General features: G+C 34.3%; 19 protein-coding genes. 16 read left to right on the top strand and 3 right to left on the bottom strand.

Features of this window, described 5'->3' with window-relative positions:
- Position 1: 1 nt before the first annotated feature.
- The 4 genes from GR162_RS11640 to GR162_RS11625 all read left to right on the top strand — a co-directional run bounded on the left by GR162_RS11640 (position 2) and on the right by GR162_RS11625 (position 5732).
- A complete protein-coding gene (locus GR162_RS11640; RefSeq protein ID WP_202393931.1) occupies positions 2-718 on the top strand; it encodes a thioredoxin domain-containing protein in 717 nt (238 codons plus the stop codon).
- Between the two features lie 175 nt (positions 719-893).
- Entirely contained in the window at positions 894-2513 is a 1620-nt protein-coding gene (locus GR162_RS11635; protein WP_160782286.1) for a sulfatase-like hydrolase/transferase, read from the top strand.
- A gap of 143 nt (positions 2514-2656) precedes the next feature.
- On the top strand, positions 2657-3919 hold the full coding sequence (locus tag GR162_RS11630) for a YeiH family protein (RefSeq protein WP_160782285.1): 1263 nt from the start codon (positions 2657-2659) through the stop codon (positions 3917-3919).
- A 160-nt stretch (positions 3920-4079) separates the two neighbouring features.
- Complete coding sequence (locus GR162_RS11625) at positions 4080-5732, top strand: arylsulfatase (RefSeq protein WP_160782284.1); 1653 nt, start codon at positions 4080-4082, stop codon at positions 5730-5732.
- Positions 5733-5874: 142 nt separating this feature from the next.
- Here GR162_RS11625 and rocD read toward each other — a convergent pair whose 3' ends face one another.
- Positions 5875-7125 (bottom strand): ornithine--oxo-acid transaminase, encoded by a 1251-nt coding sequence (gene rocD, locus GR162_RS11620; protein ID WP_160782283.1) that lies wholly within the window; start codon positions 7123-7125, stop codon positions 5875-5877.
- A gap of 223 nt (positions 7126-7348) precedes the next feature.
- Between rocD and GR162_RS11615 the strand changes: the two genes are divergently transcribed.
- The 4 genes from GR162_RS11615 (at position 7349) to GR162_RS11600 (ending at position 10735) form a co-directional block, all read left to right on the top strand.
- The gene (locus GR162_RS11615; protein WP_160782282.1) at positions 7349-7801 is read left to right on the top strand and encodes an Lrp/AsnC family transcriptional regulator; all 453 of its coding nucleotides are present in this window, start codon (positions 7349-7351) and stop codon (positions 7799-7801) included.
- A 110-nt stretch (positions 7802-7911) separates the two neighbouring features.
- On the top strand, positions 7912-8685 hold the full coding sequence (locus GR162_RS11610; protein WP_160782281.1) for a dienelactone hydrolase family protein: 774 nt from the start codon (positions 7912-7914) through the stop codon (positions 8683-8685).
- 49 nt (positions 8686-8734) lie between these two features.
- A complete protein-coding gene (locus GR162_RS11605) occupies positions 8735-9709 on the top strand; it encodes a DUF3667 domain-containing protein (RefSeq protein ID WP_160782280.1) in 975 nt (324 codons plus the stop codon).
- A gap of 9 nt (positions 9710-9718) precedes the next feature.
- On the top strand, positions 9719-10735 hold the full coding sequence (locus GR162_RS11600) for a M28 family peptidase (RefSeq protein WP_160782279.1): 1017 nt from the start codon (positions 9719-9721) through the stop codon (positions 10733-10735).
- A 146-nt stretch (positions 10736-10881) separates the two neighbouring features.
- Here the strand turns inward: GR162_RS11600 and rho are convergent, their stop codons facing one another.
- A complete protein-coding gene (gene rho, locus GR162_RS11595; protein WP_160782278.1) occupies positions 10882-12717 on the bottom strand; it encodes a transcription termination factor Rho in 1836 nt (611 codons plus the stop codon).
- A 181-nt stretch (positions 12718-12898) separates the two neighbouring features.
- Here rho and GR162_RS11590 point away from each other — a divergent pair, with 181 nt between their 5' ends.
- From GR162_RS11590 to GR162_RS11580, 3 genes are all read left to right on the top strand, one after another.
- Positions 12899-13309: a DUF4293 domain-containing protein gene (locus GR162_RS11590; protein WP_008468670.1), complete on the top strand. Its 411-nt coding sequence runs from the start codon at positions 12899-12901 to the stop codon at positions 13307-13309.
- Positions 13310-13457: 148 nt separating this feature from the next.
- Entirely contained in the window at positions 13458-14117 is a 660-nt protein-coding gene (locus GR162_RS11585) for a response regulator transcription factor (RefSeq protein WP_008468668.1), read from the top strand.
- Between the two features lie 11 nt (positions 14118-14128).
- Positions 14129-15043 (top strand): sensor histidine kinase, encoded by a 915-nt coding sequence (locus tag GR162_RS11580; RefSeq protein WP_160782277.1) that lies wholly within the window; start codon positions 14129-14131, stop codon positions 15041-15043.
- Here the strand turns inward: GR162_RS11580 and GR162_RS11575 are convergent, their stop codons facing one another.
- Entirely contained in the window at positions 15044-15538 is a 495-nt protein-coding gene (locus GR162_RS11575) for a metallophosphoesterase (protein WP_160782276.1), read from the bottom strand.
- A 282-nt stretch (positions 15539-15820) separates the two neighbouring features.
- Here GR162_RS11575 and truA point away from each other — a divergent pair, with 282 nt between their 5' ends.
- From truA to GR162_RS11550, 5 genes are all read left to right on the top strand, one after another.
- The gene (gene truA, locus GR162_RS11570) at positions 15821-16555 is read left to right on the top strand and encodes a tRNA pseudouridine(38-40) synthase TruA (RefSeq protein WP_160782275.1); all 735 of its coding nucleotides are present in this window, start codon (positions 15821-15823) and stop codon (positions 16553-16555) included.
- 99 nt (positions 16556-16654) lie between these two features.
- On the top strand, positions 16655-18409 hold the full coding sequence (locus GR162_RS11565; protein ID WP_160782274.1) for an ABC transporter ATP-binding protein: 1755 nt from the start codon (positions 16655-16657) through the stop codon (positions 18407-18409).
- Between the two features lie 16 nt (positions 18410-18425).
- A complete protein-coding gene (locus GR162_RS11560; RefSeq protein ID WP_160782273.1) occupies positions 18426-19997 on the top strand; it encodes a histidine kinase in 1572 nt (523 codons plus the stop codon).
- 86 nt (positions 19998-20083) lie between these two features.
- The gene (locus GR162_RS11555; RefSeq protein WP_160782272.1) at positions 20084-22681 is read left to right on the top strand and encodes a zinc-dependent metalloprotease; all 2598 of its coding nucleotides are present in this window, start codon (positions 20084-20086) and stop codon (positions 22679-22681) included.
- Positions 22682-22697: 16 nt separating this feature from the next.
- Positions 22698-26036 carry a SusC/RagA family TonB-linked outer membrane protein gene (locus tag GR162_RS11550; RefSeq protein ID WP_160782271.1) on the top strand — a complete coding sequence of 1113 codons (3339 nt, stop codon included), beginning with the start codon at positions 22698-22700 and terminating at the stop codon, positions 26034-26036.
- Positions 26037-26043: the final 7 nt, after the last annotated feature.

The following is a 26043-nucleotide window of genomic DNA, read 5'->3' as shown; positions in this document are numbered from 1 at the left end:
TATGAAAAATCAAATCTTAAAATCCAGTATAACAGCAATTGCCTTTTTATGGGCAGTTGCTGCTTTTTCGCAAAATGAAATTCACAGCTCATTATCGCTCGATTCATTTTATTCGAAAATAAAAAGTCAAAAAAATCCGCAGATTGTTGATGCCAGAACTCCTGAAGAATTTGCATTGAATCATATTGAAGGTGCTGTAAACTTTAATCTTCAATCTGAAAATTATGCGCAATCTGTTGCTAAACTAGATAAATCAAAACCTGTTTTTATTTATTCTATCGGAGCTGGCAGAAGCGTCGCTTTAGAAAAGGAATTACTAAAAAATGGTTTCTCAGAAGCCTATAGTTTAGAAGGCGGAATTGCCAATTGGATTGGAAACGGAAAACCTTTTTATTCTAATCTAAAAAGCAAATTGTCTCTGGCAGAATTCAATAAGATCATTACTGATAACAAAACTGTTCTCGTAGATATCGGTTCCAAATACTGCGCGCCTTGCAAAAAAGTAAAACCAGTTTTAGAGAATATCAGGTCTGAATACGGAAGCAATTTAAAAATCGTAGAAATTGAACTGGAGGACAGTCCGCAAGTAATTGCCGATCTAAAAACCGTAAAAGTTTTTCCGACTTTGATCTTATATCAAAACGGTAAAATTGTTTTTAAGAAAGAAGGAATAAATGACTTGAAAAACGAAGTTGATGTTGCGCTGGCTTCGAAGTAAGCACAATCTTTTACACAGTTTCAACGCACAGTATGTCATCCTGAGGAACGAAGGATCACACTAGTAATTCAGTAATCAGAGTCGACAATCTTTGTAGAGCTACGTGTGTGATCCTTCGTTCCTAAGGATGACAAAATACCGGCAAAAGCAATGCGAACTAACCAAAAACCAAAATATGGCAACGTATAAAAAAATAACCAAAATTGCTCTCCCCTTTTTAATAGTGCTTCTCATTCTAGCAGCATTTTTATTCTGGCCGATTAATACTGATGGCACTTTAGTCAAAGAAGATCAGAAATTGGCAGAAGGCAAAAAGGAATTTTTAGCCTCAAAACCTAAAGATTCCATTGTTGGAAAAAAGACCAATATCATTATTCTGCTTGCCGATGATTTGGGCAAGTATGATATTTCGCTCTACGGCGGAAAATCGTCTCCTACCCCACAAATCGATTCTTTGGCTGCTTCTGGAGTTACTTTTACAGATGGTTATGCATCTGCTGCAATCTGTTCGCCTTCGCGTGCCGGATTGATTACAGGAAGATATCAAGAACGTTTTGGACATGAATATCAACCTGGAGATCGTTATCCAAAAAACAATTTAGAATATTATGGCTTTAAATATTTAATCAACACAGACGGATGGAGATTAAATGATAAAATCAATTATCCGAACGAGGCTTCCATTAAAACGCAGGGGCTGCCAAAATCTGAAATCACTTTTGCAGATTTGGCAAAAAGGCAAGGTTACACCACTGGGATTATCGGAAAATGGCATTTGGGACACAATAAAGGATTTTTTCCTTTGGACCGCGGTTTCGATTATCATTACGGGTTTTATCAGGCATTTTCGCTTTATGCTCCAGAAGATGATAATCCAGATATCATTAATCATCATCACAAAGATTTTACCGACAAAACCATTTGGGGCAACGGCCGTGTCGGAATTGGACAAATTCGCAGAGACAGCACCATTATTGATGAAAAAGCGTATTTAACCGAAAAATTTGCTGAAGAAGCGGAAGCTTTTATTGACAAGAATAAAAACAAACCTTTCTTGCTTTATATTCCGTTTAATGCGCCTCATACGCCATTTCAGGTTCGTAAAAAGTATTACGATCGTTTTCCGAATGTAAAAGACGAAAATAAACGCGTCTATTTTGCCATAATCAGCGCTTTGGATGATGCCATTGGAAGAATTCGCGAAAAAGTCAAAAAAGAAGGTTTGGAAGATAATACCTTAATCATTTTTGCCAGCGACAATGGCGGTGCCGATTATACTTTTGCGACGACAAACGCTCCATTGAAAGGCGGTAAATTTTCTCATTTTGAAGGCGGAATCAATGTTCCTTTTGCACTTTCGTGGAAAGGAAAAATCAAACCCCATACGGTTTACAAAAATCCTGTAAGCACTTTGGATATTTTTACCACCATTGCATCAGCGATTGGTTCTGATTTGCCAAAAGACAGAATTTATGATGGTGTAGATTTAGTTAAAACCGTAAAAGAAAATAAAATAGCGCACAAAGATTTATATTGGCGTTCGGGCGATGCAAAAGCCATTAGAAGCGGCGATTGGAAACTAGTCATTAGTGGAAAAACACACCAAAAATGGCTATATAACCTTGCCTCAGATAAATCGGAAACAACAGACCTCTCACAAAAAAATCCAGGTAAAGTAAAAGAATTGCAAACTGCGTTGCAAACTTGGGAAAAAGGTTTAATTAAACCGCTGTGGCCTAATCTAACTTATTATGAATTCAATTTTGACAAACAAAAATACTTTGTCGATTTGTAGTTTTTTAGGATAAAAAAAATCTAATAGGCTTACGCAAACTCCTGCAAGGTTTTCAAAACCTTGTAGGTTTATTTTATCTATTCCAAAATTAATAACCAATACCTACAAGGTTTTGAAAACCTTGCAGGAAAGAAAAATATCAAATGTCAACTTCAACAAAACAATATAACCTTCACGAAGACTGGACCGTCGTTATTCTCGGCTTTCTCATTATCGGAATTTCGCTTTTCATTTTTCTGCCGCAAGTTCCTGTTTTTAAATGGACAAACGGAACAGACTTAATTACCAATGTTTTCGATATTAAAAATATTAAAATAATAGGTTTTCAGTTTTTTTATTTCATTGCTATTGGAGTAATCGGCATATTTTTAGTTGGAAAATCGGTTAAAAATTTCATTTTCGGATTTCCCGTAGTTTATGTTTTAACGATTCTAGCTTTAATTATTGCAGGAAATACTGAAGTAAAAGCACTCAATCTAGAAGCCGTAATTTTCAGTTTAGCTATCGGATTGATAATCGGTAATTTTTTCAAACTCCCAGAATGGTTTCGTTCTGCTTTGTCAACTGAATTATTTGTCAAAATCGGATTGGTTTTACTGGGAACCAGCGTCATTTTTTCGGATATTCTTAAAGCAGGCTCATTAGGTTTAATTCAAGCTTTGGTTGTCGTTTTATCGGTTTGGTATTTTGCTTTTTGGCTTTGCCGAAAACTAAAAGTCGACAACGAATTGACTATGATGATCTCGAGTGCGGTTTCAATTTGCGGTGTTTCGGCGGCAATTGCCACTTCTGGTGCGATAAAAGGCGATTCTAAAAAATTGTCTTACGTGATTTCTATGGTTTTGGTAACTGCGATTCCTATGATGATTTTTATGCCAATAATTGCCAGTCATTTTAATTTTCCCGAAGAAGTTACAGGAGCTTGGCTTGGCGGAAGCATTGATACTTCTGGCGCTGTAGTGGCATCTGGAACTTTGGTTGGCGAAACGGCTTTAAAAATAAGTACAATTGTAAAATTTTCTCAAAATGTTTTATTGGGATTAGCTGCTTTTGCGATTTCTGTTTATTGGACCTATACTCACAATCAGTCTTCTGAAGTTCGGGAATCTAAACCAACTCTTGGGGTAATCTGGGAACGTTTTCCAAAGTTTGTTATTGGTTTTATTGCGGCTTCCATTGTTTTCTCTTTTTTTGTTGCACCAGAAACTCGTGATGAATTAAAGGAAAGTTTAAAGAATCTGCAAGGACTTTGGTTTGCCTTGACTTTTACCAGTATTGGTTTAGAAACCAATTTTAAAGACCTATTACAGCATAATAGCAGAAAACCTTTGATCGCATTTTTAATTGCACAATTCTTTAATATCTTTATTACGTTGATTATAGCTTTTTTGCTTTTTAAACCTTAAAAACAACGCACACTCCTTCGGAATGTATAAGGACAATTCGATTTCAATTCTAACGACCAAATGTTTCTAACGGATGTTTCTAGAAATGTATCTCCCTTTTGAACTTTTCAAAAAGAAAAAAATACAAACCAAAAATATACTAACGGTAAATTATAATAAAATGAATAAACGAATAAATATTTTGTTTTCTGTCTTATTGACGGGAATAATAGGCTCCAACCAAACCGAAGCACAGACTGCATCTGCCAAACCCAACGTAATTTTAATTCTGGTGGATGATATGGGATATTCCGATTTAGGGAACTATGGGTCTGAAATCAAAACACCAAATTTAGATCGTTTGGCCAAAGAAGGAACACGTCTCCGTGAGTTTTACAACAATTCTATTTGCGCGCCAACGAGAGCTTCTTTGCTAACTGGACAATATCAGCATAAAGCTGGAGTTGGCTATTTTGATGTCAATCTTGGTCTTCCAGCTTATCAAGGTTATTTAAATAAAGAATCTTTAACTTTAGGAGAAGTTTTCCGTTCGGGAGGTTACAGCACTTTAATGTCTGGAAAATGGCATGTGGGTTCTGAAGATCAGTCACAGTGGCCAAACCAAAGAGGTTTTGACAAATTTTACGGAATCTTGAAAGGGGCTTCTAATTATTTTGACACGAAACCTCTTCCTTTCGGGACGACACCTTATCCTGTAAAGATGATTCGAAATAACGAAGAACTACATCCAAAAGACGATTCATACTATTTTACAGATGAAATCGGGAATAATGCGGTTACTTTTTTAGAAGAGCAAAACAAAGAAAACAAACCATTCTTCTTATACTTGGCATTTACGGCGCCTCATTGGCCATTACAGGCAAAACAAGTTGATATTGCCAAATACAGAGGCAAATTTGATGAAGGCTGGGATATTTTGAGAGAAAAAAGAATCCAGAAATTGAAAGAAAGCGGTATCATTCTACCCAATCAAACTATTTCTCCTAGGGATCCAGAAGTTCCAGAATGGGATAAACTGACTTATGATGAAAAACAATTCTGGAAAGCCAAAATGGAAGTTTATGCCGCAATGGTTGACAATATGGACCAAAATGTGGGTAAAGTTTTAGACAAATTAAAAGCGCTTAAAAAAGACAAAAACACTTTAATTATTTTCATTGCAGATAATGGTGCTCAAGGCGGATTTAATACTTACAATCCTTTAAGAAGAGGTTTGGTCCGCAACGACGGGCCAGTAGGTTCTTCTGGTTCTTTTGATTATCAGGAACAAAATTGGGCATATCTTTCTAATACTCCTTTACTGGATTACAAAAATAATATGCATGAAGGCGGATTCAGCTCTCCTTTTATTGCTTGGTATCCATCAAAAATTAAGGCGGGAAGAATAGATAAAGGAACTGGACATATTATTGACCTTGCCCCTACTTTTTATGAATTGGCAGGAATTGAATATCCTAAAACTTTAAATGGCGTAAATTCTAATCCGCTTCCTGGAAAAAGCCTGCTTCCGGTTTTATTTGACAGTGTTTCTGAAGTAAATCGTGGCGCGCCTTTATTCTGGGAAAGAGCTGGAAACAGAGCGGTTAGAGAAGGAAAATGGAAATTGGTCTCAACTTACCCTGCTTACCAATGGGAACTTTACGATCTTGAAGCAGACCGTGGAGAAACGAATAATGTGGCAGCACAAAATCCGGGAATTGTAAATGATCTTTCGGCAAAATATTTTGACTGGGCCGACAAAACAGGAGTTGTAGAATACAGCAAATTCAAGCAAAAAGGAGAATTAATTCCTGGTGCTCCTCAAAAGAAATAATTACTTTTTTTGATATTTTTAGTAATTATAACAAAAAGCGATTGTCTATAGAACAGTCGCTTTTTAAAACGAAAAAATGGTTTTTACAAAAAAAGCAGCAAATACATTTTGCTGCTTTTTATTTTTTAATCTCAAAGGACGATTATTTAAACTCATTCAAAGATTTCTCGATAATGTCAAGACACTCTTTAATTTGCTCTTCGGTCATTACCAAAGGTGGTGCAAGTCTGATTTTATTTCCGTGAGTTGGTTTTGCCAATAATCCGTTGTCTCTAAATTTCAAGCAGATTTCCCAAGCTAAATCAGATTCTTCGTCTGTGTTGATTACGATAGCATTCAATAAACCTTTTCCGCGAACCAGCGTAATTAAGTTATTTTTTGCAGCAATTTTATTTAATCCATCTCTTAAAATAACTCCTAAACGTTCTGCATTTTCAGCCAGTTTTTCGTCTTTAATTACTTCTAAGGCCGCAACTGCAACTGCCGCTGCAACAGGGTTTCCACCAAAAGTAGATCCGTGCTGTCCTGGTTTAATCACATTCATGATTTCATCATTACATAAAACAGCCGAAACTGGATAAACTCCGCCAGAAATTGCTTTTCCTAAAATTAAAACATCAGGCTGTACATTTTCATGATGAACTGCCAATAATTTTCCTGTACGTGCGATTCCCGTCTGTACCTCATCCGCAATAAAAAGTACGTTGTGTTTTTCGCAAAGTGCTTTCGCTTTCGCTAAATAACCTTCAGAAGGAACATAAACTCCTGCTTCACCCTGAATTGGTTCAACCAAGAATCCAGCGATATTTTTTGATGAATTTAAAGCATTTTCAAGCGCTTCAAGATTATCATATTCTATTTTGATGAAACCATCTGTGAAAGGTCCGAAGTTTTTGCGTGCCGTTTCATCATTCGAAAATGAAATGATTGTTGTTGTTCTTCCGTGAAAGTTATTCTCACACACAATAATCTGCGCTTGATTTTCCGGAATTCCTTTTACTTCATAAGCCCATTTTCTAGAGATTTTCAAAGCTGTTTCAACCGCTTCGGCACCTGTATTCATTGGAAGAACTTTATCGAAACCAAAATATTTCGTTACATATTCTTCGTAATTCCCTAATTTATCATTGTAAAAAGCACGAGAAGTCAAAGTCAGTTTTTGAGCTTGTTCTACCATTGCATTTACAATTTTAGGATGGCAGTGGCCTTGATTTACTGCAGAATAAGCAGATAAAAAATCATAATATTTCTTTCCGTCAACATCCCATACATATACGCCTTCGCCACGTTCTAAAACGACAGGAAGCGGATGGTAATTATGAGCTCCATATTTGTTTTCTTTTTCAATCAGAACCTCTGATTTTGATGAAAGTGTTTTTTCTGTACTTATCATAATATGCTTTTTATTTCTACAAAAATAATAAAATTAAACAAATAACAATCCTAAAAACAACATTTTGACTTAAATATAACAAAATAAAAGTCAAAACTTAAATTTAAACACCTCGAAAAAGGCATATTTATTTTTGAGAAATTTGATTCAATGTCTGTTTATTAAAAAAAAGGATTACTTTTATGAATCGCAAAAGACTCAATTTTAAAACGATTTTTACTGAATGGATATATTAGACGAATTTGATATTAGTATTCTTAAAGAATTAGAAAAAGATGGAAGAATGGCTTATTCTGCCATCGCCACTAATCTTAAAATATCAAATACAATGGTGCATCAGCGTATTAACAGAATGATTGAACAAGGCGTGATTGGCGGTATTAAGCCCATTATTCAGGAAAAGAAGATAGGTTACGACTGGGCTTCTTTTACTGGACTCACACTAAACAAAGATTCTGATTCTGAACGGATTATTGAAGCGCTTAAAGAAATTCCTGAGATTACCGAATGTTATTATGTAACCGGTTCCTTTACGCTTTACATAAAAATCATTGCGAAAAACCATGAGCATATGCGCCGCATCCTTTATGAAAAAATCGATGGAATTCCAGGAATCGATAAAACCGATTCTATTGTAGAATTGGGTTGCGCTTTTAAACGAAACATTTCATTATAAAAAAGAAAAAACATTCTTTTACAATATTGGTTACAAACCTCACAAGATTTTACTTGTGAGGTTTTTTTGTAACATAATATTTCTGATATTTGTTAAAAATTGAAGAAATCATGAAAAACTCCATAGTCATTTTATTCAGTGCAATCTTATTTTCTAATCTCATGAATGCGCAATTAAAACCAGTAAAATATACAGAAGGAAGCCAGCAATTGAATGGCTTATTTATAAAATCTGCTAAAAAAAGCACTAACAATCCAGGCATCTTGCTTTTACCAGCTTGGTTAGGAATTGATAATGCTTCTAAAGGAATTGCTGAAGAATTATCTAAATTAGGCTATCACGTTTTTATCGCAGATATATACGGTGAAGGAAATTATCCTAAAAACACGGGAGAAGCAGGAAAACAAGCAGGATTTTATAAAACAAATTACGAAGCGTATCAAAAACGTATTGACGCTGCCTTAAAGGAATTAGTTAAGTCTGGTGCCAATGCTGATAATATTGTCGCTATTGGTTATTGTTTTGGCGGTACGGGAGTTCTTGAAGCAGCCCGCGGACATCTGAATGTAAAAGGAATTGCTTCGTTTCATGGAGGTTTAGGAAAAGATGCCAGCAGAAAAACAGAACCGATTTCTGCAAAAGTTCTTATTTGCCATGGTGCAGACGATCCTTTTGTTTCTAAAGAAGAAATTGCATCATTTCAGCAGGAAATGCGCGATGCTAAAGCAGATTGGCAAATGATTTATTATGCCAATGCTGTTCATTCATTTACAAATCCTGAAGCAGGAAATGACAATTCTAAAGGTGCTGCATACAATGCTGTTGCGGCAAAAAGATCTTTTGACCATTTGCAGCTTTTCTTAAATGAAGTCCTGAAAAAATAATTTCAAAAAAACCTAAAGACTACCAAAACAAATCAATTAACATAAACCAATGTCACATAACAAAATTAGAGAAGACAAAACTTGTCTAAACTGCAGGCATGTTGTAGAACTGAAATTCTGCCCGAACTGCGGACAGGAAAACAGCGATAGCCGAAAAACTTTTCATCATTTGTTTATCCATTTCTTTGAAGATTTGACACATTATGAAAATGCATTCTGGAAAACTATTAAAAATCTACTATTCAAGCCTTCAACGCTTACAAAAGAATACCTTTCAGGAAAACGTTTATCTTATCTTGCTCCGGTTCGACTTTATATTTTTATAAGTTTTATTACATTTTTATTAATTGCAATGTTTCCAAACAATGTAGGCGAAAAAATTGATAAAAGTGAAGAAGCATTGAACAAAGAAATCTCTAAAGCTACGGACAGCCTAAATATAAGCAGAAAGGACGACAAAAGATATTTCCATTTTAAAACTATGAAAGAAATTGATTCGATTCAGAAATATGGAAAAGAAAATGAGAAGTTAAATGCCTCTTCATATTGGTTTTCTGAAAAAGCTATACACGTAACAGAAAAATATACAAAAAAAGAGATTTATGAAAAATTCGTGGAATCGTTCTTTCATAATCTTCCTAAAATCCTCTTTATAATAATGCCATTTTTTGCTTTTTTCTTGTGGCTTTTCCACAACAAAAAGAAATGGTATTATTTTGATCACGGAATTTTCACGCTCCACTATTTTTCTTTTCTCTTACTAATTTTCCTTATCATGTTTATCATCGAAAGACTAATTGGTCTTTTTGGAGAAGATAGTCCGCTATCTTTTATCTCAGGTATTACCACTTTTGCGGGAACTATTTGGATGTGTTATTATTTTTATCCTGCACATCACCGTTTTTATGGCGAGTCAAGAATAGTCTCTTTTATAAAAAGCTTTTTCTTGTTTATAATAAATTCTCTTTTTATCCTATTTTTACTCACCTTTTACGTTCTTTACACATTTATTAATTTACACTAACTATTTAGAATGAAAAAATTACTCATTTTATTTTTAATTGTTACTGCGTACTCTTGTAAAACGACGCAGCCAACAGCATCTAAAGACAATTCAGATCCTTCAAAATATATTAAGGCTATCAGCGAAAAGGATCTTAAAAAAATGCTTTACACTGTTGCTTCTGATGAAATGGAAGGCCGTGAAACTGGTTCGAAAGGACAGAAAAAAGCAGGTCTTTACATGATTGAGCAATACAAAAAAAGTGGAATCTCTTTTCCAAAAGGGGCTTCAGATTACTATCAGCCTGTTCCTGCAACATTTATGAATGCAAGACGCAATCAGAACCTTCCTGATTCAGAAAACATCTGGGCTTATATTGAAGGAACAGAAAAACCAGATGAAGTTTTGGTAATTTCTGCGCACTATGACCACGTTGGCATTAAAGATGGCGAAGTGTATAACGGTGCTGATGACGATGGTTCAGGAACTGTAGCGGTTATGGAAATGGCGAAAGCTTTTGCGAAAGCGAAAAAACAAGGGCACGGACCAAAACGTTCAATTTTGTTTCTTCACGTAACTGGAGAAGAGCACGGTTTGCATGGATCTCGCTACTATTCTGAAAATCCGTTATTCCCAATTGCAAATACAATTGCCGACATCAATATCGACATGATCGGTCGTCGTGATGTTGAACATTCAAATACAAACAACTATGTGTATGTAATTGGTGCTGACAGGCTATCATCTGACTTACACAATGCAGTTGTGGGTCAAAATGAAAAATACATTAAAATGGACTTGGATTTTAAATTTAATGATCCGAAAGATCCAAATCATTTCTACGAGCGTTCTGACCATTATAACTTTGCTAAACACGGCATCCCATCTGTTTTCTTCTTCAACGGAGTTCACGAAGATTATCACGGAAAAGGTGACGAGCCTCAAAAAATTGAATACGATGCTTTAACCAAAAGAACTAAACTGGCTTTCGCGGTAGCATGGGAATTGGCAAATAGAGAGAATAGACCTGTAGTTGATAAGAAATAAGGCACTGAGTTGCTAAGATGCTAAGGTTCTAGGTTTTTCTCTTAGCATGGTTAAAAGAAAAAGGATGAGTTTTACTCATCCTTTTTTATATTTATTAAGGTTCAGAAAACTTAGAATCTTAGCATCTAAGAACCTTAGAATCTTTGTTAGTCATTCATAGAAATCAAAAACTCCTCATTATTTTTCGTTTTCTTGAAACGATCGTTTACGAAATCCATAGATTCTACTGGGTTCATATCTGATAGATATTTACGCATAATCCACATTCTTTGTAATGTTTTTTCATCTAATAACAAGTCGTCGCGACGTGTACTTGACGATGTAAGATCGATTGCAGGGAAAATACGTTTATTGGCTATCTTACGGTCTAATTGAAGTTCCATGTTACCTGTTCCTTTAAACTCTTCGAAGATAACCTCATCCATTTTAGAACCAGTTTCTGTTAATGCAGTTGCGATTATACTTAAAGATCCACCGTTTTCTACATTTCTAGCCGCTCCAAAGAAACGTTTTGGTTTTTGCAATGCATTGGCATCAACACCTCCACTTAATACTTTTCCAGATGCAGGCTGAACGGTGTTGTAAGCTCTTGCTAAACGTGTAATAGAATCTAATAGAATCACAACATCGTGACCGCATTCTACCAAACGTTTTGCTTTTTCTAATACGATATTAGCGATTTTTACGTGTTCTTGCGGTTCTCTATCGAAAGTTGAAGCAATAACTTCACCACGCACACTTCTTTGCATATCGGTAACCTCCTCTGGACGCTCATCAATAAGAAGAACAATTAAATAAACCTCTGGATGGTTGGCCGCAATTGCGTTTGCAATATCTTTAAGAAGCATTGTTTTACCCGTTTTAGGCTGCGCAACGATCATACCACGCTGACCTTTACCTATTGGTGAAAACAAGTCTATAATTCTTGTTGAAATAGAACTGCCTTTTTCGGCAAGTTTGAATTTTTCTGAAGGGAAAACCGGTGTCAAGTGTTCAAAAGAAACTCTATCGCGAACTACTTGCGGATCGTGACCATTGATTTTTAATACACGAACCAAAGGAAAAAATTTCTCACCTTCTTTTGGAGGGCGAACCACTCCTTTTACTGTATCTCCTGTTTTTAAACCAAATAATCTGATTTGTGAAGTTGACAAATAAATATCGTCTGGAGAAGCTAAATAATTATAATCTGATGAACGTAAAAATCCATAACCGTCTGGCATCATTTCTAGAACGCCTTCACTTTCAATAATTCCGTCAAATTCAAAATCAGAATCTCTGAAATTATTGTTATTCTTTTTATTCTTATGATTAGGATTTTGGTTATTGTGGTTTCCGTTTCCATTGCCATTCCCGTTTTGATTTTGGTTCTGATTCGGGTTTTGATTCTGGTTCTGGTTCTGATTTTTATTCTGATTCGGATTAACCTTTTTTGCAGGGGTTTGTGTAGTTTTTTCAGCTGTTTCTGCTGTTGGCTCAGAAATTGGTTCTGATGGAGTTAAATCTGTAACTTCTTCAGATGCTACTTCTTTTACTACCTCTTTCTCTTTTTTAAGTGCTACTTTTTTCTCGTATGCCTGTTTATTGAATTTTACTGCTTTAGGTTCTTTTTTTCCTGCCGCAGGCTTATTTTCCTGTACTGCTTCTATCGTCGTTTCTGCAATTGGCTCTACTTTTTCTGCAGTTTCTGTATTCTGAACAGTTTCCTCTACTTTATCAAATTCTAAAACAGGTGCATTTTTGGTATTTGCTGCTTTTGCTTTGGCTGGTGCAATTCTAGCGCGTTTTGGTTTCTCTTCTTTAGTTTCTGCTGCTTCAGTTTTTGGAGTTTCTGTCGGCGCAAGAGATGCTTCTTGGTGTGCTAAAATCTGACTAATTAAAGTCTCTTTTTTGACACCAGTAATCTTTATTGTTTTAGCTAACTTAGCTATTTCTTGAAGCTCAGAAAGCTTCATTTCTTTTAATGCAGAAATATCAAACATGAATGTTCTATGAATTTAATTATTTTAAGGAATACTGTAAAAAGAATAGGTAGATAATTAATTTGAATTGACCGCAGTATGAAGTGCTTACGGTATTATGATGCAATAATACGAATAAAATTTTATCATACAATAGTATTTTAAAAAAAGAAAATATATTTTTGTAAAACATTTTTAGACCATGATACAAAGAATTCAGACTGTATATTTATTTTTAGCTTTTGCTGCAACTGGCATTTTAATGCTTTTTGTTCCGCTTTGGACAACTAGTGCAGGAAAACCATTCTTTTTTATGCAGGATCAACTTTATACTGTTTTATTAGGTTTGACGACTATGCTTAGTATTATCAGTATCATTTCATTTAAAAAGAGACAAAATCAGTTTGTGCTAAACAGACTTAATATAATATTAAATTTAATTTTATTAGGATTATTTGTATATCGATCACTAAATTTATCTGGAGGGACTGAGGTCTCTGAGAAAGGTATTGGGATGTTCATGCCGATTGTTGCTATCGTGTTATTAGTTTTAGCTAATAAGGCCATCAAAAAGGACGAAGATCTTGTAAAATCTGTTGATCGTTTGAGGTAAACCTATAAACTTAGTTTATTTTGTGCGAAGAAAAACCCGAATTTTTATTCGGGTTTTTTTTACCCTATAATGTTATAAATCAAACCTAAAGGGCACTATAATACTGCTTTTACGTGATAAATTTGCATTTTTCAAATTCAAATTTATCATGACACCAAAAATAAGGATTCATCTTGCAGACGATCATCAGGTCTTAATTGATGGATTGTCCAACTTACTTCAAACCGTTTCAAACTTTGAAGTGGCAGGAACTTCACTAGACGGCACAACTGTCTATGATGATGTTGTGAAAGACCTCGCCGATGTTTTAATTTTAGACATCAGCATGCCGAAAAAAGATGGCATTGAAACCCTTAAAGAATTTAAAGAAAAACAACTGCCTTGTAAAGTCATTATTTTATCTAGCTATGATGATTTAAAAATCATTAAAGAAGTAATGAAACTAGGCGCAAAAGGCTATCTGACAAAAAATTGCGCTGGAGAAAATATTATTGAAGCGGTTGAAGCCGTTTATCAAGGTCAGGAATATTTTAGCGACGCGGTCAGAGAAAAAATCTTCAACTCCTTTATGGACAGTCCAAAACTGAATCATAATGTGATTATAGAAAATCCGATCTTAAGTCCACGTGAAATTGAAATCATTATTCTGATTGCTTTGGAATATAGCGGAAAAGAAATCAGTGAAAAGCTTTTTATTAGTTCGCATACTGTCGAAACGCATCGTAAAAACATCATGAAAAAGCTGAATATTAAAAGTACAATCGGCTTAGTGAAATATGCCCTTAAAAACAATCTGATCAATCCTTAACAATTGCTTTTATGTCTGTTTTTCGTTTTTTAATCTCTTTGCTATTATTTTTTGCTGTTAAAGCAACTAGTCTTGCACAGCCAAAAGATATTGCAAATGCAAAGACTCTTCAAACTCAAGTTGATAATAAAACAACAATTAAGCCTGTTAGCAAATCGGAACAGTTGCGAAATAAGAAAATCGTTAGCTTATCTATTATACTTACCGTTATCATTTTTCTTTTGTTTTATTTCCTATACCAAAACAATAAGCTTAAGCAAAAAATAAAACGAAAAGACACCAAACAGAAAATTCTTCTAGATATCATCAATTCTGGCATTGATTCTCAAGAAGCAGAACACAAGAAAATTGCTTCTTTTCTGCATGACAATATCAATTCGTTATTATCCTCAGCTGGATTGCATTTAAATACATTTACAGCTCAGAACGATATAAAATCTAATGAAATACAAAAGGCAAAAGCTATTTTATCTGAAGCTCATGAACTTTTAAGAGATATGTCTCATGATCTTGTTCCATCACTTTTGGTGCGTTTTGGACTGATATATTCTTTAGAAGATTTATGCGAAAAAAACTCCAATTCTGCTATTGAATTTGAATTTTCGAGTTTTATTCCAACCAGCAGAAGATATGCTGAGAAATTTGAAATGAAAATTTATTTTATTGTCAGCGAATTATTCAGCAACATTACAAAACATAGTAATGCCAAAAAAGCAAAACTTTCTCTTACGGAAAAAGAAAATCAATTGGTCTTACGTATCTATGATGACGGAATTGGCTTTAAAACTCAAAAATTAAAAGACGCTGAAGGTTTTGGTTTAAACAGAATTAGGGCCAGAATTAAAAAATACAAAGGTTCATTATCAATTGTTTCAAAAGAAAATCAGGGAACTAAAATAAAAATTCAGATTCCGCTACCACATTAATTACTTGGCTCCTATCTCAATAATCTCTAAATCTTTTATTTTATCATCGTCAATTACAAATCGAAGCATGGTTCTTACTTTATGAAAACCGCTTTTTCCAGCCGCACCCGGATTCATATGCAATAAATTGTTCTTTTTATCAAACATGACTTTCAGAATATGCGAATGCCCACAGATAAATAATTTTGGAGGATTCAGCGCTAGTTCTTCCCTAACATTCTGATTGTATTTCCCAGGATAACCTCCAATGTGCGTAATCCAAACCGATACATTTTCACATGAAAAACGGTTATTTAATGGAAATTCTAACCTAGCTTTCGCATCGTCAATATTTCCATAAACTGCTCTTAGTGGTTTTAGCTTTTTTATAGTATCCGTAACACTCAGATCTCCAATATCTCCAGCATGCCAGACTTCATCGGCTTGAGCAACATATTTTAAAATTGTATCATCGATGTGACTGTGAGTATCGGAAAGTAAGAGAATTTTGGTCATTTTTTTAAGAGGCTAAGATTCTGAGATGCTAAGATACTAAGTTTTTTTCTGGAGAGACGTACTGTGGTGTGTCTAACGTCAGATTACTCAATAACTAAATTTTAAAACAGAACGAAAGACGCACTGCAGTCTTTACAGATAGAAATTACAAAAAAACCTTTGTAACTCTGAACCTTTGCAACTTTTTCACTAAAAAAAAGAAAAAACTTAGCACCTTAGCACCTTAGCATCTTAGAAGCTTTTTTTCATACCTTTGTGCCTTTGAACCTTTGAACCTCAACAGTGAGATATTTTATTCAATTCGCTTACAACGGAACACATTATCATGGCTGGCAGATTCAGCCAAATGCTTCTTCAGTTCAGGAAACTTTAAATAAGGCTTTTTCAGTTTTATTAAATGAAACTATCAGCATTATGGGCGCTGGAAGAACAGATACTGGTGTTCATGCGAGTGAAATGTACGGGCATTTTGACACAGAAAAGGCTTTAGACATTCCGGTTTTGGTTTATAAACTGAATTCGTATTTACCAAAAGACATTGCGATTTTTGATATTTTACCAGTTCACGATGATGCCCATTGCCGATTTGACGCAACTAAACGAACGTATGAATATCATATCAATACGGTTAAGAATCCGTTTTTACAGGAATTGAGCTGGTATGTAACGCAGAAACTTGATGTGGATTTAATGAATGATGCGGCACAATTATTATTGAAGCATACCGATTTTCAGTGTTTTTCAAAAGTTAATACTGATGTCAACACATTTGATTGCACGATTTTTGAGGCGTTCTGGAAACAAGAAAACGGAAAACTGATTTTTACCATTTCGGCAAATCGGTTTTTAAGAAATATGGTTCGCTCCATTGTGGGAACTTTAATTAATATAGGTTTACACAAAATTACGCTGGAGGATTTTGAAAATATTATTGCCAGCAAAAACAGAGAAAAAGCAGGGTTTTCTGTCCCAGCACACGGTTTATATTTAACCAATATTTATTACGATTATTTATAAGCTTTAGGCTTTAGGCAATAAGCTTTAAGCTTATCCCTAGTTGCTTACAGCTAATAGCTTACGGCCTAAAGCCTAAAGCTTAAAGCATAAAAAAAATAAATGAAAGCAAAAGCATTCGACACAGGATTATTCAAACGAATTTTAAAATATACCCGCCCTTATAAATGGCGTTATTACGGCGTAATTATTTTTGCCATTTCGCTGTCTATTTTTGCCGCGCTTCGTCCTTATTTACTTAAAGAAACAGTCGACGGTTACATCAAAACTCATGATAAAATGGGATTGCTGCTGTACATCATTTTGATGGGAGTGGTTTTGCTTATGGAGGTTTTTTCTCAGTTTTACTTTGTGTATTGGGCAAACTGGCTCGGTCAAGACATTGTAAAAGATATTAGAACCAAACTTTTTCAGCATATTCTGAGTTTTAGGATGAAATATTTTGATTTGGTTCCGGTTGGACAATTGGTGACCCGTGCTGTTTCGGATATTGAATCGATTGCTCGTATTTTCAGTCAAGGTTTGTTTATGATTATAAGCGACTTGATGAAAATGGTTGTAGTTTTGATTTTTATGTTTTACATGAACTGGAAACTGACTTGGATTGTCGTAATTGCGATGCCAATTTTGGTTTATGTAACTAGAATTTTTCAACGCAAAATGCAAGTGGCTTTTGAAGAAGTGCGAACTCAGATTGCCAACATGAACTCGTTTGTACAGGAACGCGTAACGGGAATGAAAATCGTGCAGCTTTTTAACCGCGAAAAAATCGAAGCCGAAAATTTTAAAGAAATCAATAACAAACATAGAGTTGCCTGGATTAAGACGATATTGTACAACTCCATCTTCTTCCCTATCGCCGATATTATTTCGTCTATTACTTTAGGTTTGGTTGTGGTTTATGGCGGTTTTAGAATTTTGAACGGAGATCATTTTACAACTTTTGGAGATTTATTCTCTTACACGATGTTTATCGGAATGCTATTTAATCCGTTAAGACAAATTGCGGATAAATTTAATGAGATGCAATTAGGAATGATTGCAGCCAATCGTGTTTTTGATATTATCGATACGCAAGATCATATTCAGGATACAGGAACGATTGAAGCGCCTGTTTTTAACGGAAGCATCGAATTTAAGGATGTTCGTTTTAGCTATATTCCCGAAGAAGAAGTTATAAAAGGAATTGATTTGTCGGTTTCATCTGGACAGACTGTAGCTATTGTAGGTTCAACGGGCGCCGGAAAATCGACTATCATTAATTTATTGAATCGCTTTTACGAAATCAACAGCGGTACAATCTGCATTGACGGAGAAAATATTGAAAATTATACTTTGGCTTCTTTAAGAAAACAAATTGCAGTCGTTTTGCAAGATGTATTTTTGTTTGCCGATACGATTTATAATAATATTACCTTGCATAATCCAGCAATTACTAGAGATAAGGTAATTGATGCGGCAAAGAAAATTGGTGTTCATGATTTTATTATGAATCTTCCAGATAATTATGATTTTGATGTAAAAGAGCGAGGTGTCATGCTTTCTTCTGGTCAGCGCCAGCTTATTGCTTTTTTACGTTCGTATGTGAGTAATCCGAGTATTTTGATTTTGGATGAAGCCACTTCTTCTATCGATACGTATTCAGAAGAAATGATTCAGCGTGCAACGGAGACGATCACAAAAGGAAGAACTTCTATTATTATTGCACATAGACTAGCAACAATTGTAAATGCAGATAAAATTGTGGTGATGGATAAGGGATTGATTGTTGAACAAGGAACGCATCAGGAATTATTACTTAAAACTGATGGTTACTATAAAAATTTATATGACTCGCAGTTTGCTGTGGCGAACTAAGTCATAATGGTATTCTTTGAAATTTAGATTAAAAAATATTACTTCTAGACGTGCTTTTTTAATATACGTTATTGTCTCCATTCTGGTTACTGTTGCATCGGTTTATATTCTGAGTAATCTAATTACAGATCTGACCGAAAAATCGAATGATGATCTGGCAACACGTAATTTCTTTAAAAAGCAGGAATTCTTGTCTGAGGAATTTTCAAAGTTTTGGGAACAGGAAAAAAGAATTGAACACGTTTTAAAAACAAGCAGTTCGGTAAATCTTGACAATAATTTACAGCTTTTGTCTTCGCTTCAAGCAAATAATAAACTGGTTGTAAACAACTGGTTTCAAATTAATGACAATGCTATTCATTATGGAAACAATTTTATTTCAGACGAAATCAAAAATGATGTAAAAGAATTTGTTCTCCAAAATAAAAATGCAAAAGATCTCAGTTTAGTTCTTCCACAAGGAAAAGAATGGATTTGGCGCATTTATTTCGAGTTAGTATCAAAAAACAACACCACCATAAAATACGGTTATGATATTAATCTAAGATTGCTTCATAGTTATATTTCTAAAATAGATAAAACGGCTTCCAACTATGCTTTTATTTTTGATAAAAAAGGAACCTGTGTTTACCATCCAGAAATTGCTTTTCTTGGAAAGAATATTTTTAAAATTTCTTCTTTTAGCCCTTCTGATACCATTTACAGCAAAAAAGAAGATTTTTCAAAAAGGACAACCATGTCTGAGTTTTTAAAAATGGATGTTGTTCGTTTTACAACAAAGATGAATATTAAAAACTCAAATTGGTTTGCCTGCGTAAGCATTCCAAAAATTTATGTAGATGAAAATGTAACTTTGATCAAAAAGTATACAACTTTAATTTATTCGATTACTACTGTAATGCTTCTTTTGATTTTTTATCTTTTCTCCTATGCCAACAGACGAGCTTACAGAGAAAAAGGAATTGTCATAAAAGAGAAAAACAAGCTATTGGTTGAAAATGAAAAGATAATCAAAGAAAAAGCTCTCATTCAGCTACAGCAATTAAAAGAGCAGATTAATCCGCATTTTTTGTTTAATTCGCTCAATTCACTTTATATGTTAATTGGAAGCGATATTAAAGTTGCGCAGAAATTTACTTTAAACCTATCTCGCATTTATCGTTATTTAATTGATCCGCCAGAAAAGAACATTGTTCTTTTGAAGGACGAATTATTATTTATCGAAAAATATATCTTTTTACAGCAGACTCGTTTTAAGGAAGAATTATTCTTTTCTATCGAAATTGAAAACGAAGCCGCTTTAAACAAACACATCCCCTATCTTGCTTTTCAGATTGTGGTCGAAAATGCTATTAAGCATAATACAGCCACTCAGGAAAGTCCACTTACCACTAAAATCCTGATTCAAGAAGACCAGGTAATAATCAGCAACAATCTTCAAAAGAAATTGAATGCTGAACCAAGTACAAAATTCGGGTTAAACTATCTGAATAGCATTTACCATTATTACGCAAAAACCGATTTTAAAACATCAGAAAAAGACGGCTATTTTATTTGTTTTCTTCCATTAATATCCATTCACTCCTAAAAAAAAGCCACTCACTCCTTTTTGTTTTTTTCCTGAACTAAAATAAAATAGTTTCGGCCTCAAAATTAACCTAAACTTAACATCTGATGAAGGAAAAGGCATTCCTGCATAATTTGATAACATTTTGCATATTTCTATTATTATTATCGCCACTTACTGTTCAATCTCAAAAGAAAAAGAAAGACAGAAAAGAAGAAGCAACAGAAATTAAAAAAGATACTACCGATTCTAAAAAAGGTAAAAAATATGACGACCTAGTAAAAAAAGGTTCCGTAAAAAAAGGACTTTTCAATATCATTCAGGTTAAGACTGACGTTTATTTTGAAATTCAAGACAGTTTATTTAAGAGAGAGTTTCTGGTTGTAAACAAATTATCTCAAGTTCCTTTTCAAGTCAACGAAGCTGGATTAAACAAAGGAATGAATTATGAAAATAAGATTATTAGCTTTTATAAAGATACAATCGCAAAGAAAGTCTGGGTAAAATCTTATGTACCGAAGGTTTCTTCACCAAAAGAAGATGCAATTACTCAATCGGTTCAAAATAATTTTGCCGAATCTATTATTGAAGTTTTTGATATCGAAACAAAAAATAACGATTCGTCAGCAGTTATAATTAAAGTAAACAAGATTTTTGACGGAAAACAGAAAAGCTTCAATGATGTTTTGAGCAGTATTGGGTTTGGAGGTTCTGTTAAATCTGACCTTTCGTATATTGAAAGTTTAAAATCTTTCCCAAAAAATATTGTTGTCAAATCTCAACTGACAACCTCTATAAGCGAAGGCGGTCCTGCATTGTCAGTAACCCTTGGCGTAACAAGCAATATTATTTTATTGGATAAAACTCCAATGAAACCTCGTTTTTCTGATAACCGAATTGGCTTTTTTACTGAAAAGCATTGGTATTTTGCCGATGCCCAGCAGGCAATGCTAGAAAAAGAATTGATTACCCGCTGGCGTTTGGAACCAAAGAAAGAAGATGAAGAACGATATTTAAAAGGTGAATTAGTAGAGCCGAAAAAACCAATCGTTTATTACATTGATCCTTCTACTCCAAAACAATGGAGAAAGTACATTATTGATGGAGTACGCGATTGGCAGGCAGCTTTTGAAAAAGCAGGATTTAAAAATGCTGTTATTGCAAAAGAACCTACTGAAAAAGATTTAGATTTTGACATTGATGACGTTCGCTATTCTGTAATTACGTATGCTGCATCTCCAAAATCAAATGCAATGGGACCATCTGTGGTTGACCCAAGAAGCGGTGAAATTATCGAAGCCGATATTATCTGGTGGCATAATGTAATGACTTCGCTTCAAAGCTGGATGCGTATTCAGACGGGGCCAATTGATCCTAAAGCTAGAGGAAATAAATTTAGTGACGAACATATGGGAGAGGCAATTCGTTTTGTTTCGTCTCACGAAGTGGGTCATACTTTTGGTCTAAAACATAACATGGGTTCTTCTTTTGCTTATGATGTAGAATCGTTGCGTTCTAAAGAATTTACAGCAAAAATGGGCGGAACTGCTCCATCAATTATGGATTATGCACGTTACAATTATGTAGCACAGCCAGAAGACAATGTTACAGTTATTACTCCGAAAATTGGAGAATACGATAAATATGCTATTGAATGGGGTTACAGATGGTACTCGCCTAACGACAACGAAACAACAAAACTAAACGCCTTAATTGCAAAACATCAAGATGACCCCATTTATTTTTATGGAGAACAGCAGGAAAATATAATAGATCCGCGTTCGCAATCTGAAGATTTAGGAAATGATGCTGTTAAAGCAAGCGAATACGGTCTAAAAAACTTAAAACGTGTTGTAGATAATATTTTAAGTTGGACTTATGAAAAAGATCAGTCGTATTATGAAACTGGAAAATTATATATCGGAACTATTGGTCAATGGCAAATGTACAACCGACATGTAATGAACAATATTGGAGGTGTTTATTTGAACACAACCGTTCATGGAGATAACAAACAAAGTTACATACCTGTACTTGCAGCAATGCAGAAAAGAGCAACAGATTATTTAGCTAAAAATGTGATTACCATTCCGCAATGGTTATTCTTTAATGACATTCTGGACAAAACAAATCCGTTGAAAGATTCTCCGCTTGGCCCATACGAATATACTCCGTATACACTTTCGAGAGAATTGCAATATAGTATCATGTATGATTTATTTAGCGATGATCGTTTGGTTCGAATGACTGAAAATGAATTATATCAGCGCAACAAAACTAAAGATCCTGTTTTTACCGTAAATGACTTGTTTAAAAAAATGCATCAAAGTGTTTTTGCAGGAACTATTGCTAATAAATCACTGTCGATTCTAGAGCGTATGACGCAAAAGAATTATGTAGATGTTTTGGTGGTTTCGACTAATAAATTATTTGAAAAAACAGATGCAAAAAAAGCATTAGACATTCAGCAGACTTTAAACATGCCTCATTTATGCAATTATTTAGACTATGCTCATATGGCAAGAAATATTAATCAATCTTCTTTAAAAAGAGTTACAGAAGTGACTTCTGATAAAAAAGGAGAACTAAATAAAATCCTTCAATTATTAAAAACTAAAAAAAGTACAGGAGACCAGTCTACCCAAAACCATTACCGCGATTTGATCCAACGAATCGAAAAAGCCCTAAATAATACAACCTTTTAATACACATTCCAAAAACATGACAAAAATTTTACATGCCTTACTGCTGTTCCTGGCCATCGCAGGATATTCGCAGGAATCCCGAACTATTACGGGTATCATTCAAGATGAAGCAGACTTATCACCAATTCCAGGTGCATCAGTCTTCGTTGAGAATAATTCTATTTCGAACAAAACTGCTATGGCAGGTATTATTCACAGTGAAGCAATCGGAACTACTTCAGATTTCGACGGTAAATTCACTTTGAAAATCGGAAAAAATGTTACTTCGCTAAGAGTTACTTTCATGGGGTACAAATCGTATACTTTGGAATTATCTGCTCAAAAAAATTACACTGTTAACTTAACATCTGAAACCGCAAAACTTCAAGAGGTTGTGGTAACAGGTTACCAAAAAATTGAGAAAAGAAAACTTACTGCTGCCGTTTCTAAAATAGATATGTCGGCTATTCAGCAGACTGGGGTTTCTAGTATTGACCAATTATTGGTAGGACAAATTGCAGGGGTTGCTGTTTCTACTCCATCTGGAGCACCTGGCGCGCCAGCTAAAATTAGAATTAGAGGTACAGCTTCTCTATCTGGTTCTCAAGATCCTCTTTGGGTATTAGATGGTTTACCATTAGAAGGAAATGATGTTCCTAAAAACTACGACAAAGACAACATTGACGTTTTAAACAACTACTCTATCGCTGGTTTGAATCCAGATGATATTAAAGACATTACAATCTTAAAAGATGCAGCAGCAACTGCTATTTACGGTGCTCGTGCAGCAAACGGTGTTATCGTTGTAACTACTAAAAAAGGTAAAGCGGGTAAAATGGTGATTAACTTCAACACCAATACTTTTATCACTCAAAGGCCAGATTTTGACAAATTAAACTTGATGAACTCAAACGAGAAAGTTGATTTCGAACTTAACATGGCGAGCCGTCCTGATTTAACTTACAGAGATACTGGTGGAGATATTGCGCGTATTTTAAATGGATCAAATGAGTTAGCAGCTTATAGAGCGGGAGGATTTTCTGCTTTGAGCCCTGAAACACAGCAATCTATTAATAAATTAAGAAATATCAATACAAACTGGGGTAACTTATTATATCAAACTGCAATCAACACGCAACACGGTTTAAGTTTATCTGGTGGTGGTGAGAAATCTGATTACTATTTCTCTTTAGGGTACTATGACGAAAAAGGAGCAACAATTGGAACGGGTTTCAAACGTTACAATTTAACTTTAAAAAACAATTACCAAATTTCAGACAAATTTAAAGTTGGTATTGGAATTTTTGGTTCTGAAAACAAAACTTCTTCTTACATTACAGATACAGATGGTTTCACAAACCCTGCTAACTATTCACGAAACGTAAATCCATATTTGACTCCATACAACGAAGACGGAAGTTATAAATATGACCCAGACATTGCTGGTTATTCTGATCGTTATGTTCCATTCAACATCATCGAAGAAAGAAACAATACTTCTTACGATTTAAAAACTAGAGCAATTAAAGCTTTATTGGATGCTGAGTACAAAATCACAAAAGATCTAAAAGTAACAAGCCAATTAGGTTTACAATTAGATAATACTTTAAGTGAAAAATTCGCTGGTAAAGAAACTTACTATACAAGAAAACAAAGAGAGAAATCTCGTTTCTTCACAAATGGAAATTTCATCTATTATATGCCTGAAGGTGGTATTAATCAAAATACCAATACAGACTTTTTTCAGTACAACTTGAAAACAATGGTGAATTATACTAAAACTCTTGGAGAAAAGCACGAAATTGAAGCAATGGTTGGTAATGAAATCAGAAGAAATTACACAACATCTATTTTCTCAAGAGCTTTTGGTTTTGATGAGAAAAACTTAACTTCTCAGCAAATCATTTTCCCAAATACAGATACTGCTAAAAATAAAGAATGGAGTACTTATAACAAAAGCCAAAATGAAAATGCTTTTGCTTCATTCTATGCAACAGCGGCTTATACTTACGATAAAAAGTATAACATTTTTGGAAGTGTTAGATACGATGGATCTGATTTATTTGGTGTAGATCCTAAGTATAAATATTTGCCACTTTGGTCAACGTCTGCATCTTGGACAGTTTCTGAAGAAGATTTCTTAAAAGAAAATTTAACTCTTTCAAACTTAAGACTTCGTGCTTCTTACGGTCTACAAGGTAACATTGACAAAAATACGTCACCTTATGTAGTAGGTGAAAACAAAACGACTACTATTTTACCAGGACAGACAGAACCTACAATTGTAGTTACAAGTCCTCCAAACGATAAATTACGTTGGGAAAAAACTACAAATACTAACGTGGGTATGGACCTTGGTTTATTCAACAACCGAATCAGTATCATTACAGACTTATACGGAAGAAAAAGTACTGACTTAATTGGTTTACGAGCAGTGCCACTTGAAAATGGTTATGAATATAGCAATATGAACTGGGCACAAGTAACCAACAAAGGTTACGAAATTACTTTGTCTACAAGAAATATTGACCGTCCAAATTTCAAATGGAATACAAGCATTAACTTTTCTCATAACAAAAGTAATGTTGATCGTATAGAAGTTCGTGATTCTGAGTTCTTCCCTAACAGAGAAGGTCTTCCTGTAAATGCTGTTTTTGGATTTAAAACAAACGGAATGGATGCAAACGGGTATCCTTTATTTGTAAACAAAAAAGGAGAAACTGTAAACTCTCAAACATTCTTTGGTTTATATGATCCATATGCAGATTTCTTCCCTGGGGAAATTGTACAGTCAAACTTATCTGCAGCAGAATTTAGAGATTTGTTTACTTATTTAGGAGACAGAGATCCGAAATTTACTGGCGGTATTACAAACACATTTAAAGTAAGTAATTTTGATTTTACTGTAGCAGCTTCGTTTAATATCAAACAAACAGTAACTAAAACTCCTCCTTACAACGGAACGATTGTTGACAGAGGGCAAAACTATAGTAGAGATATTCAAAATGCTTGGTCACCAACCAATACTTCTTCAAATTTACCTGGAATTAATGGTAAAGATACGTGGACTGGGGATTCTTACATGAACTATTTATGGTATTCTGGTCAAAATCAGATTGAAACTAACAATTATTTAGATACTTGGGTTAGCGAAATGAGTTATATGAGATTGAGCAGTATGCGTTTAGGTTATACATTCCCTAAAGCATTTACAGATCACATCAACATTCAAAGCATTAGACTTAATGTTGAGGCAAGAAATTTATTTGTAATCAGTTCTGATTATAAAGGATATTTTGATCCTGAAACTTACGGAAACATTTATGCACAGCCAGTTCCTAAATCATTCACTGTTGGATGTAATGTAACTTTCTAATACAATT

The organism is Flavobacterium sp. HBTb2-11-1 (assembly GCF_009826975.1).
Lineage (GTDB): Bacteria > Bacteroidota > Bacteroidia > Flavobacteriales > Flavobacteriaceae > Flavobacterium.
The sequence above is the reverse complement of the archived record's forward strand: the minus strand, read 5'-3'. Positions and strand labels throughout refer to the sequence as shown.